Below are 13,833 nucleotides of genomic sequence, written 5' to 3'. Positions count from 1 at the left end.
TACCTGTCAAATACAGGTTTTACCGGCCAAAGTCATCCTGCACACGCACAATATCATCTTCGTTGGAAGGATTGGCCGCATCGGTGTGTTGCCAGATCTCAGCCAGTACGCCCCATTCATCGAGGCCTACCAGGCGGTGACGTTCTCCCTGACGCAGGGTAATCAGGTCACCGGTGCCTAGCACTTTCAGCTCTCCTTCTTCATCTGTGTCGCTGGTCACAACTCCTACTGTCCCTTTCACCACTTTCCATATTTCGGCGCGGCGATGGTGGTACTGCCAGCTCAGTCGCTTGTGAGGTGCTACCAGCAATATTTTCGGACTTAACTTGCCGGATATCTTCAGTTCATCTACCGACATGTTGTCGAAATAGGTGTTGGCGAAGTCCTGCGCCTGCGCTTCGTCGATCACAAAAAATCCGCCCCAGGGACGATCCTGGTCCTGGCTGCTGATGTTAAAGTGTTGCTGTTTTAATTGCTGTTCTGTTTCTGAGAAAAGGGCTGTTTTATCTAAGGTGTCGATTGTCATGTTCAATTCAGGCTTTAAGGGTGTTAGCGTTATACTTGCAGGTATATGCTAACGGAAAATGCAGCTCACCTGTTGAGGCGGGGCGCAAATTTAGTATAATTCTACAGAAGTCAAATCTGCACTTTGAAGGAGCTCACTTATACCTGAGGGAGTAGCACCAGTTACCGGCGATCTTAAGCCTCCTTGCTCTGCAGAATGCCTTGGAAGAAACGCTCGAAGTTTTTGTGCAGGGCTCCCCATCTGAATTCATGGTTAGGCGTCCGGTAGGTGTAGCCGGCAAAGGCATTCTTTGTCACCACCGGAAAACAGCTGATTTCTTTCCCTGTTATCCAGCCGTAAAACCCTACTTCTCTTCGGCTAAAATCCACCCAACCCACAATCACATAATCTTTGGAAGCCGGCTTTTGCTCCTGCGGATAACCATAGGTCCAGTTGTCATTAGGCGCCCTGTCAGTTGATTTTTTCGCAACTTTCACATCTATCTTGCAGCCGCCAATCAAAAAGTCGAACGCATCCGAATTTCTGTTTTCGAAGCCGGCACGATCAACCTCGTAGGTATAGCCAAGGGATTTAAGCCAGTGTTCGAAAGCATACTCCCCCATGCATCCCAGCACCGCCTTCTCGAGGCGCTCTTTCTCAGAAAGGCCGAAGCGGGAGTACAGGCCGTTGCTGACCATATCAGCCGCACATTGCCGGGCTATGGCAAGGTTAACGTCAAAGTCGAAGTTTTGTACCAGCATTGCATTTCATCAGATTGATTTAAAATCAATACCGATGTCCTGCAAGGTTAGTTGTAAATTGGTCTTATCGATTTCGTTCAGCTGGAATAACGTATCCGGACAAATAAAGGCTTTGGGCTTCAGCTCGATCGCCCTCCGAAGGACTTCTTCGTTGATCCTATCCAGCCCATACAGGAGCCCTTCCTCCGCAACCTCATACAGTACCGTATCACCGACGAGCACTTTGTTTATAGCAGCGGTCAACGGTATACCTGACCTGAGCAACAGCTCCCACAGCATGTGTTCTGAATGCTCTTTCTGTTTTTCTACCTGCTTAAATAAGGTCAGCTGTTTTGCCTGCTCATTTTCATTACTGCTACCTTCTCCACGCCTGGCTTTGAAACTGGAAGGGGCTAGTTTAAAATACCTGAAACCTGTGTCGATGGCCTCCGTCTCCTCCTGTCCCTGCAATTTTTCATGTAGCAACAGCAGTCTTTTCCTGGTGATCTCGGAGATGGTTCTGAAGCCCTGCTGGTAGGCCTTAGCCGATGGGGCGATCTGCTCATCCAACTGCACACAGATATACTTCCTGTTGCCACCATCCTGTTGGTTCATTTCGAGCACGGCCTGGGCAGTGGCACCCGAACCAGCAAAAAAGTCCATGAAAATGCCATCCGGATCGTCGGAGAAGCCTAGCAAGTACTTGATCAAGCTGGGTGGTTTCGGAAAGTCAAACACTTTCGCGCCAAACAAAGCTTCCAGTTGGGCGCTGGCGTTTTCGTTTGTACCCACGCCGACCTTTGAATTGATCAGGTTAGGTGGCACCTCTTTGTCGTACACCAGCTTCTCATAAGAAGGACTGAGCTTGATCGTCGGTATACTGATCCGGGTACCTTTGCTTATTTCTTCATCCAGTTTCGGCTGAGACCATTTGAATTTAGCCTTCAGTATAACAGGCTTCACAAACACACCGTCCTTTACCTCGGTGTCCTCGAGCAGTTCAATAGCATAGCTGTCCGTTCCGTAACTGCCTTTCTGTAGCAGGCCATCCTTTAGACGCGTAATAACTACATCCGCCGGGAAGGTCAATATTCCTGCTTTATTTGACTGGTTCAGCAATCCGTTGGAACTGGTACTATTCTTCCTGATGCCCTTGAATTTCTCGCCGTTCTTATTTTTTTGGTAGCAGAGCACATACTCCACTACTTTTTTACTCTTTTTGCTCAGGTTGGCAGGCGTTTCAGACTTTGCCCAGGAAAAGTAATCGATAAAGTTCTCTTCCCCGAACACCTCGTCCATCACCAGTTTCAGGTTGGCCAATTCATTGTCATCGATGCTCACGAAAATTATACCGTCTTCACGCAGCAGATGGCGGGCCAGCGACAGCCTTGTCAGCATCATGCTAAGCCAGTTCGAATGACCGTTTTTCCTACGGTCGGACTGAGAACGGCCATTTTTTCCTGCAAAGTTATCAGCGTAGATGAAGCTATCGGAACCCGTATTATATGGTGGATCGATATAGATACCTTTTACCTTTCCAGCATAAGCCTTCTGGAGCACTTTCAGCACCTTTAGGTTATCCCCTTCGATGAACACATGCTTCGTTTTCTCCCAGTTGATTGAATCTTCCGGTATAGGTATAAGTGTATCGGTCGAAGGCTCCTGAACTTGCTTATAGGCCTCTGCCTTGCCTGCCCAGGTCAACTGATATGCCTCCGGGTCTGTATGCACGTGCTCCCCCAACAATTGCTTCAGCTGCGCTACATCCAGCTTATTCTCTAAAAAGGCCACAGGTATTAGCGCCTTCAGTTTAGAAAGCAGGTCTTCCGAAATACTATTGGAGTCTCCGTTCATTATAATATTGTATTAATCTGGTCAGTATGCCATCAGGCAACCCTCAACTAAGCATAGCTCTGATCCTAATGATGATCTGGATGATCTGATAAAGAACCTCAAGTCTAAGTCCTTACTCACCTTATTAGCATCAGACATATCCTGTGCTTTGTTGTAAAATGAATCTGCTATTGTTTTACCTCTGGCTTTTGGAGGCAAAACTTGAAGATAAGGAATAAAGGGGAGATGAAGGAAAGGAAGTTTTCTAATATTAACAGTCACCCATCTTTTCTAAGTTGATTTTGAGACAGAAAGCTGTTTTATTGAGAGAGCCGGGTATATCAATAGTTCTGAAACCGTCTGCAATAAAAAAAGCACTTATAAGTTTTACCTTATAAGTGCTTGATACTGAAGTGATCCCGTTTGGATTCGAAATAAGCCCCTAATTTTTAGATATTTTTTTGATAATACTCTGACTGTGAGAATATTATAATTCTTGGGTTGTACTAGTCAGGATTTTTTTGAGTGTGTTTACCCTGTAAAAACTTCACAAATAACCACACAAAACTCCGCAGCGGTTCCGTCTGAATCTGCTACACTCGCTTAAAACCATATAAGCGATGAAAGTAAAAGCATTTCTACGCCCCTACAAAGACAAGGAAGAGGCACCAGTATACGTCTGGTACACCCACAAAACTAAGTATTTCCCGGTACCGCTGGGCCTGAGCGTCCTGATAACGAAGTGGAACAAGAAGAAAGGCTACGCCATAGGCGACGACCTGACCAACCTGCAGATTGAGAAAACGAAGTCCGAACTGCTGGAATGCGCCAAGAGGATTCTGCTTTCAGGACTGGACCCGACCATTGACTTGGTAAAAGCGCAGTACAAAGCGGGCAGCCAACCTATACTATATAGAGAGCAACCTACAGCCGAGCAGGAAAAGCCAACCAAAAAGGAAACAAGCTTTACTGAAATGCTCGACCTGTACCTGGAGCATAATAAATCCCACATAGAACCGGGCACCCTTAAGCAGAGAAAGGCATTTGTAAGCAGTATGAAACTGTTTGCTGCTGACAAGAAATACGATTTACAGTTTTCACAAATGACTGAAGCGTTCTACTCAACCCTTGCCCACTACTACCTTTATGAGAAGGACAACTACAACAATTTCTTTGGCTCCATAATAAAGAGACTTAAAACCTTCTTGAAGTGGTGTGCAGATGAAATGGGCGTTGCAGTCAACCCTGCGTTCCGTAAGTTTAAAATCTACACGGAGGAAAAGGAGATTGTCTATTTCACTCCCAAGGAACTCACCCTACTATACAACCATAATTGGGATAAAGGCAGGAGAAAGTATGTAGACCTGTTTGTGCTGGCCTGTGATACAGGGTTCCGTATCTCGGACGTCTTCCGCTCCAGGTTGTGGAAGATAGAGGACGGAATTATCTATACGACTACCAAGAAAACGAAGGGCTCCGCGAAAGTGCCTGTAAGCGAGCGGATGCTAGAAATACTGAACCGCTACGGCTTTGATATGCGAATAGCTACCGAACAGGCTGCGAACAAGGCTATCAAACAGTGTCTTAAGGAAGTCGGCGTAGATGAAAATGTTATCTACAGACGCTATAAGCTACGGGAGGAATTTGAGTTTACCGCTCTAAAGAGTAACCTAACTACACTGCATTGCGGACGCCGCTCCTTTATTACCAACTCCTTTGCGAACGGCTATACTGAGTCTGAGATATTGGAGATGATTGGAAGCAAGGATGCTAAGATCCTAAAGATTTACCTGAAGATTGAAGCATCATCTTTAAAAGATAAAATGGTTCGATCTAGCCTGACACTTGTATAATAATACTTAATTACAACCAATCATCAGATTCTACTAACAAAAAAGTAGGTTATTCTTTTTTTAGAATATATAAGAATAAAACATCAAGCTTCTTGCATATCTATTTAGCTCTGCTTATTTTTCTAAAAATTGATAGGCAGCGAAATGGGTAAAATACAAGACGTAAATTCTAAGGAACTAGATCTCGAAATTGAAATTGCGGCGGAAAAAGAAGAAGAAGCTGAGAAAGTTATTCCTTCTATACAACCATCGCTTTTTGGAATAAAGCATTCATCCAGGGACTTTACAAAGGCCGATGCTTGGGGTAAGAACAAGTTTAATTCGGCTTTCCCCGCTTCATTAGTAGCTTATATGGGTCATATAGGTGTTCCCTGTGTTTACTTGAAGCTAGGTCCTAAGGGTACTTTAGTAAAAGAGGAGATTGAATCATCCAAGCTATTTGGAGTTGATCCTACATCTGATGATCTTTTCTATTCATTTGAGAAATCGTATGAGCCTTATAAGGATTATGTAACTGATAATCAAACTCCGAAAGTAGATTTAATGCTGTCCAATAGGCACACAGATGAAATCTATTCCGGCTTTGAAATCAAACTCACTACCCTACCCGATGAATCAACTCACCACTTACCTGAAAATCAATGGGGATGTGAATTGGTAATTAGAACACCTAGCATCATTTTCTTAGCCTGCAGTATAGCCCATATTTACAATGGTCGACATAGAGACTTACAAAAGTACTTCGGCAAGGGAGGTTTTGGTAATGTTGCAAATTATAAAGAAGCTGTTCAAGTTAATCCTATCTTGCCTCAAATGGCAGAAATTCTACATTCCATATTTGAGGACAATCTATCCAATCAGAAGCCAGCAATCATACAGCCAATCTGGAAAACTAAGGGCAAGACTGCTAATATAGACGATAACTGTTTGGACGTATTTGTATGGAGCGAGCTGGCCTTTACTAAGTTGTTCCTTAAGACCGAGTATTCTATACCAGCAGACCCAACGTCGAATATCGACAGGCCTTCTAGAGCAGTAATACATCTGTTCTTTATGATATACAATTTTGCTATGTCCGGGAAATTCGACCCGAAAATGATTTTCCAAGAGCTTAGTTATAAAACTAAAAATGACAAAGCCTTCTCTACCAGTGGTAGAGTAACCACTCTGCTAATGGGCGGCGCAGAGCTTACAAAGCCTAGAATTACTAAAGAGCACATAAAGAACATTATACAAAATGGCGGAGAAAAAATGCTCTCCCCAGAGCGGCGGTTTGACGCGGTTCTCGTAAATTCGTCAGATATATTTGACCGTTTATGAGAGTAATAGATTTGTTTGCTGGCTGCGGTGGCCTTAGTTTAGGCTTACAGCGCGCTGGTTTAGATGTTGTTGCGGCCTTTGATAATTGGACAGCAGCAGCAAATGTATACAGAGAGAATTTCGACCATCCGATGTTCGAATTGGACCTGTCTGGCGAAATTGACTTCGAAGTTTTCAGACAACACAGACCTGATTGTATTGCAGGGGGGCCCCCTTGCCAAGATTTCTCTAGTGCTGGTCAGCGAAATGAAAACGGCGGAAGAGCTGACCTTACTCTTTCTTATGCGGAGATAATAAGTGAAATTCGTCCTGAGTGGTTCATAATGGAGAATGTTGAGAGGATTACAAAAAGTGGTATTCTCGTTCAGGCTCTTGAAATATTCAGACGAGCGGGGTACGGTCTAACAGCCACTGTACTTGACGCAAGCTTGTGTGGAGTACCACAAAGTAGAAAGCGCTACATTTTAATAGGTAGATTAGGCGAACCTGATGACTTTTTGAGAGATATAATCGAAGAACAGCAAGCCGATATACCTATGACTGTTCGTGACTACTTAGGAGACCAATTAGGTACGGACTTTTATTACCGCCACCCGCGTAGCTACGCAAGAAGAGGTATTTTCAGTATAGACGAGCCTAGTCCAACAATCCGCGGAGTGAATCGGCCTATACCACCTAATTATCAATTCCATCCAGGTGATGAAACACACGACAGAGGTCTAGTTAGAGCTCTGACTACTGAAGAGAGAGCATTGATTCAGACCTTTCCTCCTGATTTTGTATTCAATGGTACTAAGTCTGCTGTTGAACAGATGTTGGGGAATGCTGTTCCTGTAGAACTAGGCCATTTTGTAGGCAACTGTATTCAATTATTCAGAACCCGAGTATTGAACCAACAGGTAGCAGAACAAGAAGCATAAATAACATCTTGCAAGAAATTAAAAGAGCAACTACAATGGTTGCTCTTTTTTTATTCCCTCTTTTATTAATGAATAACATTTAAATATTTGATATGATGTCGACTATAGCATATATTTACTATTCTAATTAAAAGATATGGCGAAGAAAGAATCAGACGAGCAACCAAAGAAAATCGGAAAGAGAACGGACACTGAAGAGCCTGCCGGGTATTTAAATAAGCTTCAGAAGAAAGCATCCAAAGCGCGAGCCGAGAATGCTAAGAAGAAAGAGCAAAAGCAGATGCTGAATATATTTGAGGATGTAGTTAAAAGCAAGCCGAAAACAACCGATATTCCCCAAGAGGAGCAATACCTGGAAGCTACTGACCAGTATTTACCATTCTCTACTTCTTTAAGAGCAGATCAGTATCTCAAACTCAAAAGACTGGAATACTGGAACCGTATGTCTCAGCGAGAAATCATTGAGAACATAATGGACCTAGCACTCAACAACCTGCCTAATGTTGATAAGGAATTACCTGAATCAGAGAGAGCCAAACTTAAGCAATTGAAGACGGCTAATGACTACTATCATATCAGGGCCAAGACTGCTAAGGAGATACAGGAGCAAGGTAGAAAGTTGAGGAAAGGCGAAGAATAAAATTTCCTGCGGCGTTACACACTCAATCCACAATGAGATTGAGTATATTGTATCGTTAATATAATTGGATGTGATACGGGCCGCCTAAACAGCGTCTGTGTCAGTTATTGGAACGTTATGATGAATGCCGAAAACGTAAAGTACTATGATGAAGTCCTAAAGGCGCTTATATCAAATAAAGGTACCACTACTAGATCAATCGAGAAGATTTGTAATGATGATTCCAGTTTAGTTAATTCTATTTTGATAGAATTTGAAGAAAGAGGATTCATTAAACAATTGAGCTCTAACTACATATCTCTAGACAACAACAGAAAAGTGATTGCATTTCAAGAAAGTGGAGGGTTCAGTTCTGAGATAAAAAAGAGTATATCAATTCCTACGCCTAGGAGAGCAGAAAGACTCGACTAGATATTCACATAAACCAATCGATTTGTGTAATCAGTAATGAAAAGAAAAAAACCCTCTATTTATATCAATCTTATAAGTGAATATGGAGTTTCAGGTACGATTATATTTGTTGCCTCAGGGCTAGCTATTCTTATTAGTCTAATCGTAACTGGAGTATTTATCTGGAATTTCAGTGAGTCTGTAAAAATAGGTGTCCCTAGTACTGAAAAAGACTTCACAGTCAATGGTATAATAGGTGATTTTTTCGGTGGTGTAATCGGCTCCCTCTTGTCATTTATAGGTGTATTACTGTTCTTTTTGGCTTTAAGGCTTCAGAGTAAAGAACTGAGTCTACAAAGAAAAGAATTAGCCGATACAAGAGAGGTATTCACTATTCAGCAGTTTGAGAACACTTTTTTCAGTCTTCTAAAAACACAACAGGACATACGATTAAATATTAATGTAACACATAACAAAGAGATAGTAGAATTTGACGAGTACTCACAAGAACATTACAGTTCTATTGCTGTATTTGACTATCTACGAAGTGTTATGAGAAATTTTCGTAACGTCATAATTGATGACTTCAACGAATTAGATAATATCAAAAAAGTAGAGCAACCTTCCCGCCAACAAGTTGAAAGAAAGCAAGAGTTAATTGATGAAATAGTCGCTTTAACAGGAGAGAATAACTATGAGTCTGTTGATACTCCAGAGAAGATCTCAAAAGCTGCTTACCGGTATATCTATATTATATACAGCAACCAATTAGGGCACTACTTCAGAAATTTATACCATATTCTCTTATATCTGCAAGATAATGAAATGAGAGATAGAAGATTCGCTATGGCCAACTTCTATAGCAACTCATCAGATTTTTCTCTCGAGTATGATTTAGGTGAGGTTGCAGCAAAGTATAAAAAATACGCAGCGTTTGTTCAGGCACAAATGAATTCGAATGAATTGTTTTTGCTTTTTTATAATAGTCTATTTTTCCCAAAACTTAAGAACCTGTTGTATCATTTTAATTTTTTAGAAAATCTAAATACAGATGACCTGTTAGATCCTGACAATGATATTCATTTGTATGGAGAATGGCAGTCAATAAATGATATATACGATGCAATGATTTTCAAATCAAAATCTGAAATCCTAAAACTATAGTTATATAAAAAGAAAGGAGACTGTTCAAGTCTCCTTTCTTTTTGCTACCCCTTTCAGAAGCATCGCAATGCTGCCTGTCTGATAAGTCTTTCCGCGTGGAGTTTTATACCCTAACCCATTGAGTTCATCGCATATCTGTTGTAGCTTCAAACCCTTGTCCTGATACAGGTAGATAAGATTAAGTACTTTCTTATTCACGTCTGACTGTGCAGCCAGCTCACTCATTCTAGCCGAACCTTTGAGCCTACCCTTATCAGAAAAGTTCTCAGGCTTACCGTTAGTCAACCCCCTCGCCTTCCTAGCTTGCAGTGCTTTCTTGGTGCGTTCTGATACCTTCTTAAGTTCCTCCTCATTGAATGCAGTCCTGAGCCTGATGAACATCTCATCATCTTGGGGATTGTCAGCACATACAAATCTGATGTTGTAGGCTATCAGGTAGTTAATCAGCAGTGAGAACCTTGACAGTCGGGATGCTTCCTTTACAACTATGGTAGCTCCTGTCTCCTGGGCTTGTTTAATGGCTTTTAGGAGCACAGGACGCTTTTTAAGCAGTTTGTCAATCGTTACGTCTTGGTGTGCACTGATCTTGTCTTTACTGCCTCCAGACTCGATTTCGACATACTTATCTATTGACTCAGCATTGATGCTCTTAATGTAAGTAGAAACCGCAGCGGCTTGAGCCTCTAAGCCCAAGCCGCTTCTACCCTGTTTCTGAGTGCTAACACGATAATACTCTATGACTTTCATAGCATTCCCTCGTCAGCAAATGAATAGAATGATTCCTCGCATACAATCAAATGGTCCAGCAGTACGATGTCCATAGTCTCACAGGCAGCCTTCATCTTCTTGGTCATTGTTATGTCTGCTGAGCTTGGCTTGGTATTGCCTGATGGGTGGTTGTGTGCTATAACTATGCTAGAAGCGTTCAGTAGTAATGCCGCCTGTAGTATAATCTTAGGGTCTGCCACTGTACCGGCTACACCTCCTGAGCTCACCTGATATACTCCCATCACATTGTTGGCCCTGTTAAAGTAGATTGCATAGAATCTCTCTATGTGCTCGATATGGGGCTCCATTTTGCTCCGTAGGAAGGTGTAGACGTCTGTAGATGATGTGACCTTGACATTGCGCATTATGATAGCATCAGCAGTATGCAACCTCTTATAAGTAAGCTCCACCTCCCCTACCGCTGATACCGGTATCTGTCCGAGTGTTATCTTCTTATTCTTCATCGGTAGCAGTCAGACACTTGTAAAACACCTCAAGACCAATCTCATAAATGTCTTCGCCCTCAACGTGGCAGTACACGAAGCACCCCACAAGAATAGCCTCCAAATGGTCAGCCTGCTCTTCTGTGAAGGTGGTAGTTCCGTCAGGGTTTACATAGTCGTGGAAGCTGTTATCAGGGTGGAAGTTCAGCTTCAGGTCAGTGATCAGGTAGTGGAAGAAAGCAGAGATGTCCTCTCTGCTGTTAATCGTTATGTCTCTGATTTCCATATTAGTCGATGCAGTAGGTGTAGCCCTTGATAGCTGTGAATGTGTAGATTGTGATTTCATCATTAGCCCTGTTGATGTTCACATAGTTGTATTGATTGTCAATGGCATCTATCAGGAGGTCTCTCATAATCTGCTCATCAGTTGAATTGCTGAACACAACTAAATTGAGTTGAGACTGACCCTCTTCTGTAGTTGAGGTGTAGGCCTTCAGCAGTTGGAATGGAATAGCGTCTTGGATGTCGCGGGTGTTGATGGTTAAGTTCATATCGCTTTGTTTTAAAGTATAAGCGAGTATAGAAGTAACCGGCGACACCGTCCTTGCTTTTTAGAATTACTTACGAACATTTCGTAGAAACTTACTAACGCTGTTACAAACGTACTAATCAGCGACTTATCTCATTCTAAAAAGCTAGAACCACCGTACAAGCCTCTTAGAGTAACAATTTCAGACCAGGGCAGGCCAATGGGGACGGTCGGTTGTCGAAATGGTTGAAATTAAGTGGAAGGAAGTTTTACTTTCGCTGCTACGGCAAGGTAAAACTTGCGACAGGCTCAACAGATGAGCATTCTCTCATATTTGGATTAGTTACTGAATAAAATTGCTCTCTTCACTACAAATAGAAAAAGACACCCTTTCGAGTGTCTTTTCAAGTCAAATCTCTCACAAAATGACTCAGTACATAAATGGTAAGCAACAATAGAAGCGTTATAATATTATACTGTGTAGTAGAGTAGAAGTCTGAACTATTTAGAGTTTATACTTACTGTGAATTCTAGCCGTTCTGCTTGCAACTCGTATACCTTGGTGACTACAGCGCAGCACACTCTTAGATTATAATTGTTGCTTTCGTTTAAGTCTGAATCTCCGAAAGAAGTGTATTTCATATTGTGTATTACTTCCAGATCATTATCCAGTACGCATACTCTAATTATTCTTGATGGTCTTTTAAGTGCTGCTGCTAGTTCTTCGTACGCTGCTTCTAATGCCTCTGTCGTTTCCTGGGCGAATAGGTCATCTAGTTTAAAGTCTGTGGTTGTTACTGTACCGTCCAGGTATTTTACGATTGCTGTGTATGTTGAATTGTTCATTGTTATTTATCCTCTTGGGTTTCTGGCTCCTCTATTGGAGTTGTTGTTATAGTAATCTCGTGTGTGAATGTGTCACCGGCTACTGCGTTACTTGTAAAGGGTTCTTTGTACTGTTTGATTGTAAGAAAGTGTGCCATTGACTCTATTGCTTCTTTCATAGGCTCGCTTAGTTTCTCATCTGCTGGCTCGAATGAAATAACCTTCGGGTAAACTGCACTGTCCTTTCTTACTATTTCCGTTGTCACCAGGTAGGTTGTTGATGCTTGCATTGTTATTTATCCTCTTGGGATTTTGGCTCCTTACTTGGAGTGATATTTTTTTAGGTGATCTGAATAAGAGCCTTCTATTAAAAACCTCTCACCGGTTTCGGATACCGTATAGGCATTAAAACTAACTATACTATCATCCAACATCTTTTCCCACTTAGCTGATATTAAAGCTCTCTGCTCTTCTGTTGGTTCGTAATCTTCGCCGAACTCTTTCCATTCACCGTTGATTAGTATTCTAGGTATGAATTGTTGTCTGGTGTTATCAAAATAGATGTCTACTGGTGTTACTTCAAAATTCATTTTAATTATCCTCTTGGGATTTTGGCTCGTCTAGTACGAGTTGTTTCTTTATGGCTCTCGCCTCTTGTAGCAGGAGTTCCTTTTCTATCTCCTGTAGTGTCTCTTCCGGTAGTTCGAAGGCTTCTCCTGGTTCCAGTGTGAACTCCCTCACCTGGTCATCGATTATCAGTTCTACCTTCATTATAGTATCTGAACCGCTATCTTTATTATGTTCAGGAGGGATACCGCTGCGATTACCAGCATTACCCTGCCGAAGTTTGTTGTTACTGCTGTGTTTGCGATTGCTTTGAGAGTTGTCATATTGTTGCTGTTTGTTTTAATTATATATTTCAGCTAAAGCCCTCCCTTTCAGTATTTCTAAAGTTTTTTTCCGCGCATTATCCCACTATTAATGAGATCAATTTCATAGTTTTAAGCTTAAACAAAAAAGATATGAGACAGATTGACATTTATAGCCACCCAGCTAATGAGTACATTGCTTATGCTTTATCAGGCGGCAGCCCTACCTTCAATTTGCATATACCTGGAATTGCAGGTGCTGCTCCTTGGTATCTTATTGTAAACGGTAACAGATGTACCTTTCATCAACAGCCTGGTAGTGTAACCATCAAAGGTAATCCTCAGTTTAGTTTTGGTAATTTGAGTGGTGATGGGCGTATGTTTAATATTTACGACTCGAATCGCAACTACATAGCCTATGGTTTAGTTAGGTAGGATCAATGGATAAACTTAAACTAAGAGATTATTTACAGAGCAGGTCGACCAGACTTTTTATGATTGGTGGGAAGGCCTCTGAGGATATGTACCCCAAGAAGAAAGAGATTAAGCAGGCAATGCAGGGCAGGTTCTTCGAGTTCGTCTACGAGGGGCCGGTCAGAAGGGTGAAGCCGTTCCAAGCAAAGCTTTGGGTGGCCGCAGCACCTAAAGAAGGCAGCTATGGTGGCTTTGGGTATATGAACTACCTGGAGCCTGACAACCGCAACGGACTTGAGCCAATGGACTCTTTGATGTCTGCTTGTAAGGCGTTCGAGAATGAATTCGGGTACTATCCTGAGAACATCCTGCTGGTAAGGGTATAAAAAAGAAAAGGAGCTGTTTAGGCTCCTTTTTCATTGCTAGCAAAGATCAGACATTTCTACATCTGCAAGGCTCGTAATCTTACAACGTTCAAGGAATGCTGGCAACTCCTCTTCTTTAATCGTCAACTCGAGTTCAAAGTCATCCGAACCTGATACATAGTAGCTCATATGGATGCTGCCCGCGTGATACATAATTTCTACTCCGTTTTTGTTGAATGGTATTTTCATATATTA

Annotated in this window: 19 protein-coding genes; 7 read left to right on the top strand and 12 right to left on the bottom strand. The window is 42.1% G+C overall.

Annotated features, from left to right (window positions below; genetic code table 11):
* Positions 1 to 19 precede the first annotated feature (19 nt).
* The 3 genes from Q1A54_RS13060 to Q1A54_RS13050 all read right to left on the bottom strand — a co-directional run bounded on the left by Q1A54_RS13060 (position 20) and on the right by Q1A54_RS13050 (position 3,099).
* Positions 20 to 526: a phosphoheptose isomerase gene (locus Q1A54_RS13060; RefSeq protein ID WP_299988832.1), complete on the bottom strand. Its 507-nt coding sequence runs from the start codon at positions 524 to 526 to the stop codon at positions 20 to 22.
* A 173-nt stretch (positions 527 to 699) separates the two neighbouring features.
* Positions 700 to 1,266 (bottom strand): hypothetical protein, encoded by a 567-nt coding sequence (locus Q1A54_RS13055; protein WP_299988829.1) that lies wholly within the window; start codon positions 1,264 to 1,266, stop codon positions 700 to 702.
* Positions 1,267 to 1,275: 9 nt separating this feature from the next.
* The gene (locus tag Q1A54_RS13050; protein WP_299988827.1) at positions 1,276 to 3,099 is read right to left on the bottom strand and encodes a site-specific DNA-methyltransferase; all 1,824 of its coding nucleotides are present in this window, start codon (positions 3,097 to 3,099) and stop codon (positions 1,276 to 1,278) included.
* 599 nt (positions 3,100 to 3,698) lie between these two features.
* On the opposite strand from Q1A54_RS13050, the gene Q1A54_RS13045 reads away from it, so the two are divergent.
* The 5 genes from Q1A54_RS13045 (at position 3,699) to Q1A54_RS13025 (ending at position 9,365) form a co-directional block, all read left to right on the top strand.
* Complete coding sequence (locus tag Q1A54_RS13045) at positions 3,699 to 4,931, top strand: phage integrase SAM-like domain-containing protein (protein WP_299988824.1); 1,233 nt, start codon at positions 3,699 to 3,701, stop codon at positions 4,929 to 4,931.
* A gap of 129 nt (positions 4,932 to 5,060) precedes the next feature.
* On the top strand, positions 5,061 to 6,251 hold the full coding sequence (locus tag Q1A54_RS13040) for a HindVP family restriction endonuclease (protein ID WP_299988821.1): 1,191 nt from the start codon (positions 5,061 to 5,063) through the stop codon (positions 6,249 to 6,251).
* Positions 6,248 to 7,171, top strand: a complete 924-nt coding sequence (locus Q1A54_RS13035) for a DNA cytosine methyltransferase (RefSeq protein WP_299988818.1) — start codon at positions 6,248 to 6,250, stop codon at positions 7,169 to 7,171. The genes Q1A54_RS13040 and Q1A54_RS13035 overlap by 4 nt, the downstream gene beginning before the upstream one ends.
* A gap of 136 nt (positions 7,172 to 7,307) precedes the next feature.
* Positions 7,308 to 7,811 (top strand): hypothetical protein, encoded by a 504-nt coding sequence (locus Q1A54_RS13030; RefSeq protein WP_299988815.1) that lies wholly within the window; start codon positions 7,308 to 7,310, stop codon positions 7,809 to 7,811.
* Between the two features lie 447 nt (positions 7,812 to 8,258).
* Positions 8,259 to 9,365, top strand: coding sequence for a putative phage abortive infection protein (locus Q1A54_RS13025; RefSeq protein WP_299988811.1), 1,107 nt, complete (start codon positions 8,259 to 8,261; stop codon positions 9,363 to 9,365).
* A gap of 24 nt (positions 9,366 to 9,389) precedes the next feature.
* Here the strand turns inward: Q1A54_RS13025 and Q1A54_RS13020 are convergent, their stop codons facing one another.
* The 8 genes from Q1A54_RS13020 to Q1A54_RS12985 form a co-directional block, all read right to left on the bottom strand.
* Positions 9,390 to 10,112 carry a recombinase family protein gene (locus tag Q1A54_RS13020; RefSeq protein ID WP_299988807.1) on the bottom strand — a complete coding sequence of 241 codons (723 nt, stop codon included), beginning with the start codon at positions 10,110 to 10,112 and terminating at the stop codon, positions 9,390 to 9,392.
* Positions 10,109 to 10,597 (bottom strand): RadC family protein, encoded by a 489-nt coding sequence (locus Q1A54_RS13015; RefSeq protein ID WP_299988804.1) that lies wholly within the window; start codon positions 10,595 to 10,597, stop codon positions 10,109 to 10,111. Before Q1A54_RS13015 ends, Q1A54_RS13020 begins: the two co-directional genes overlap by 4 nt.
* On the bottom strand, positions 10,587 to 10,862 hold the full coding sequence (locus tag Q1A54_RS13010; RefSeq protein WP_299988801.1) for a hypothetical protein: 276 nt from the start codon (positions 10,860 to 10,862) through the stop codon (positions 10,587 to 10,589). The genes Q1A54_RS13015 and Q1A54_RS13010 overlap by 11 nt, the downstream gene beginning before the upstream one ends.
* Position 10,863: 1 nt before the next feature.
* A complete protein-coding gene (locus Q1A54_RS13005; RefSeq protein WP_299988797.1) occupies positions 10,864 to 11,127 on the bottom strand; it encodes a hypothetical protein in 264 nt (87 codons plus the stop codon).
* Between the two features lie 479 nt (positions 11,128 to 11,606).
* Positions 11,607 to 11,951: a hypothetical protein gene (locus Q1A54_RS13000; protein WP_299988794.1), complete on the bottom strand. Its 345-nt coding sequence runs from the start codon at positions 11,949 to 11,951 to the stop codon at positions 11,607 to 11,609.
* 2 nt (positions 11,952 to 11,953) lie between these two features.
* A complete protein-coding gene (locus Q1A54_RS12995) occupies positions 11,954 to 12,220 on the bottom strand; it encodes a hypothetical protein (RefSeq protein WP_299988791.1) in 267 nt (88 codons plus the stop codon).
* Between the two features lie 30 nt (positions 12,221 to 12,250).
* Positions 12,251 to 12,520: a hypothetical protein gene (locus Q1A54_RS12990; RefSeq protein ID WP_299988788.1), complete on the bottom strand. Its 270-nt coding sequence runs from the start codon at positions 12,518 to 12,520 to the stop codon at positions 12,251 to 12,253.
* Between the two features lies 1 nt (position 12,521).
* On the bottom strand, positions 12,522 to 12,701 hold the full coding sequence (locus Q1A54_RS12985) for a hypothetical protein (protein ID WP_299988785.1): 180 nt from the start codon (positions 12,699 to 12,701) through the stop codon (positions 12,522 to 12,524).
* Between the two features lie 251 nt (positions 12,702 to 12,952).
* On the opposite strand from Q1A54_RS12985, the gene Q1A54_RS12980 reads away from it, so the two are divergent.
* Positions 12,953 to 13,234 (top strand): hypothetical protein, encoded by a 282-nt coding sequence (locus Q1A54_RS12980; RefSeq protein WP_299988782.1) that lies wholly within the window; start codon positions 12,953 to 12,955, stop codon positions 13,232 to 13,234.
* A gap of 59 nt (positions 13,235 to 13,293) precedes the next feature.
* Positions 13,294 to 13,599 carry a hypothetical protein gene (locus Q1A54_RS12975; protein WP_299988779.1) on the top strand — a complete coding sequence of 102 codons (306 nt, stop codon included), beginning with the start codon at positions 13,294 to 13,296 and terminating at the stop codon, positions 13,597 to 13,599.
* 36 nt (positions 13,600 to 13,635) lie between these two features.
* Here the strand turns inward: Q1A54_RS12975 and Q1A54_RS12970 are convergent, their stop codons facing one another.
* Entirely contained in the window at positions 13,636 to 13,827 is a 192-nt protein-coding gene (locus Q1A54_RS12970) for a hypothetical protein (protein WP_299988776.1), read from the bottom strand.
* Between the last annotated feature and the right edge of the window lie 6 nt (positions 13,828 to 13,833).

The sequence above is a fragment of the uncultured Pontibacter sp. genome (genome assembly GCF_947502515.1).
Lineage (GTDB): Bacteria > Bacteroidota > Bacteroidia > Cytophagales > Hymenobacteraceae > Pontibacter.
The sequence above is the reverse complement of the archived record's forward strand: the minus strand, read 5'-3'. Positions and strand labels throughout refer to the sequence as shown.

What these genes read in the sequence shown, in the direction of transcription:
- Q1A54_RS12970 (WP_299988776.1), bottom strand. Translation starts at nt 13,827, where the DNA reads ATGAAAATACCATTCAACAAAAACGGAGTAGAAATTATGTATCACGCG.
- Q1A54_RS13060 (WP_299988832.1), bottom strand. Translation starts at nt 526, where the DNA reads ATGACAATCGACACCTTAGATAAAACAGCCCTTTTCTCAGAAACAGAA.
- Q1A54_RS13020 (WP_299988807.1), bottom strand. Translation starts at nt 10,112, where the DNA reads ATGAAAGTCATAGAGTATTATCGTGTTAGCACTCAGAAACAGGGTAGA.
- Q1A54_RS12985 (WP_299988785.1), bottom strand. Translation starts at nt 12,701, where the DNA reads ATGAAGGTAGAACTGATAATCGATGACCAGGTGAGGGAGTTCACACTG.
- Q1A54_RS13025 (WP_299988811.1), top strand. Translation starts at nt 8,259, where the DNA reads ATGAAAAGAAAAAAACCCTCTATTTATATCAATCTTATAAGTGAATAT.
- Q1A54_RS12995 (WP_299988791.1), bottom strand. Translation starts at nt 12,220, where the DNA reads ATGCAAGCATCAACAACCTACCTGGTGACAACGGAAATAGTAAGAAAG.
- Q1A54_RS12975 (WP_299988779.1), top strand. Translation starts at nt 13,294, where the DNA reads ATGATTGGTGGGAAGGCCTCTGAGGATATGTACCCCAAGAAGAAAGAG.
- Q1A54_RS13045 (WP_299988824.1), top strand. Translation starts at nt 3,699, where the DNA reads ATGAAAGTAAAAGCATTTCTACGCCCCTACAAAGACAAGGAAGAGGCA.
- Q1A54_RS13035 (WP_299988818.1), top strand. Translation starts at nt 6,248, where the DNA reads ATGAGAGTAATAGATTTGTTTGCTGGCTGCGGTGGCCTTAGTTTAGGC.
- Q1A54_RS13050 (WP_299988827.1), bottom strand. Translation starts at nt 3,099, where the DNA reads ATGAACGGAGACTCCAATAGTATTTCGGAAGACCTGCTTTCTAAACTG.
- Q1A54_RS13010 (WP_299988801.1), bottom strand. Translation starts at nt 10,862, where the DNA reads ATGGAAATCAGAGACATAACGATTAACAGCAGAGAGGACATCTCTGCT.
- Q1A54_RS13030 (WP_299988815.1), top strand. Translation starts at nt 7,308, where the DNA reads ATGGCGAAGAAAGAATCAGACGAGCAACCAAAGAAAATCGGAAAGAGA.
- Q1A54_RS13015 (WP_299988804.1), bottom strand. Translation starts at nt 10,597, where the DNA reads ATGAAGAATAAGAAGATAACACTCGGACAGATACCGGTATCAGCGGTA.
- Q1A54_RS13005 (WP_299988797.1), bottom strand. Translation starts at nt 11,127, where the DNA reads ATGAACTTAACCATCAACACCCGCGACATCCAAGACGCTATTCCATTC.
- Q1A54_RS12980 (WP_299988782.1), top strand. Translation starts at nt 12,953, where the DNA reads ATGAGACAGATTGACATTTATAGCCACCCAGCTAATGAGTACATTGCT.
- Q1A54_RS13000 (WP_299988794.1), bottom strand. Translation starts at nt 11,951, where the DNA reads ATGAACAATTCAACATACACAGCAATCGTAAAATACCTGGACGGTACA.
- Q1A54_RS13055 (WP_299988829.1), bottom strand. Translation starts at nt 1,266, where the DNA reads ATGCTGGTACAAAACTTCGACTTTGACGTTAACCTTGCCATAGCCCGG.
- Q1A54_RS12990 (WP_299988788.1), bottom strand. Translation starts at nt 12,520, where the DNA reads ATGAATTTTGAAGTAACACCAGTAGACATCTATTTTGATAACACCAGA.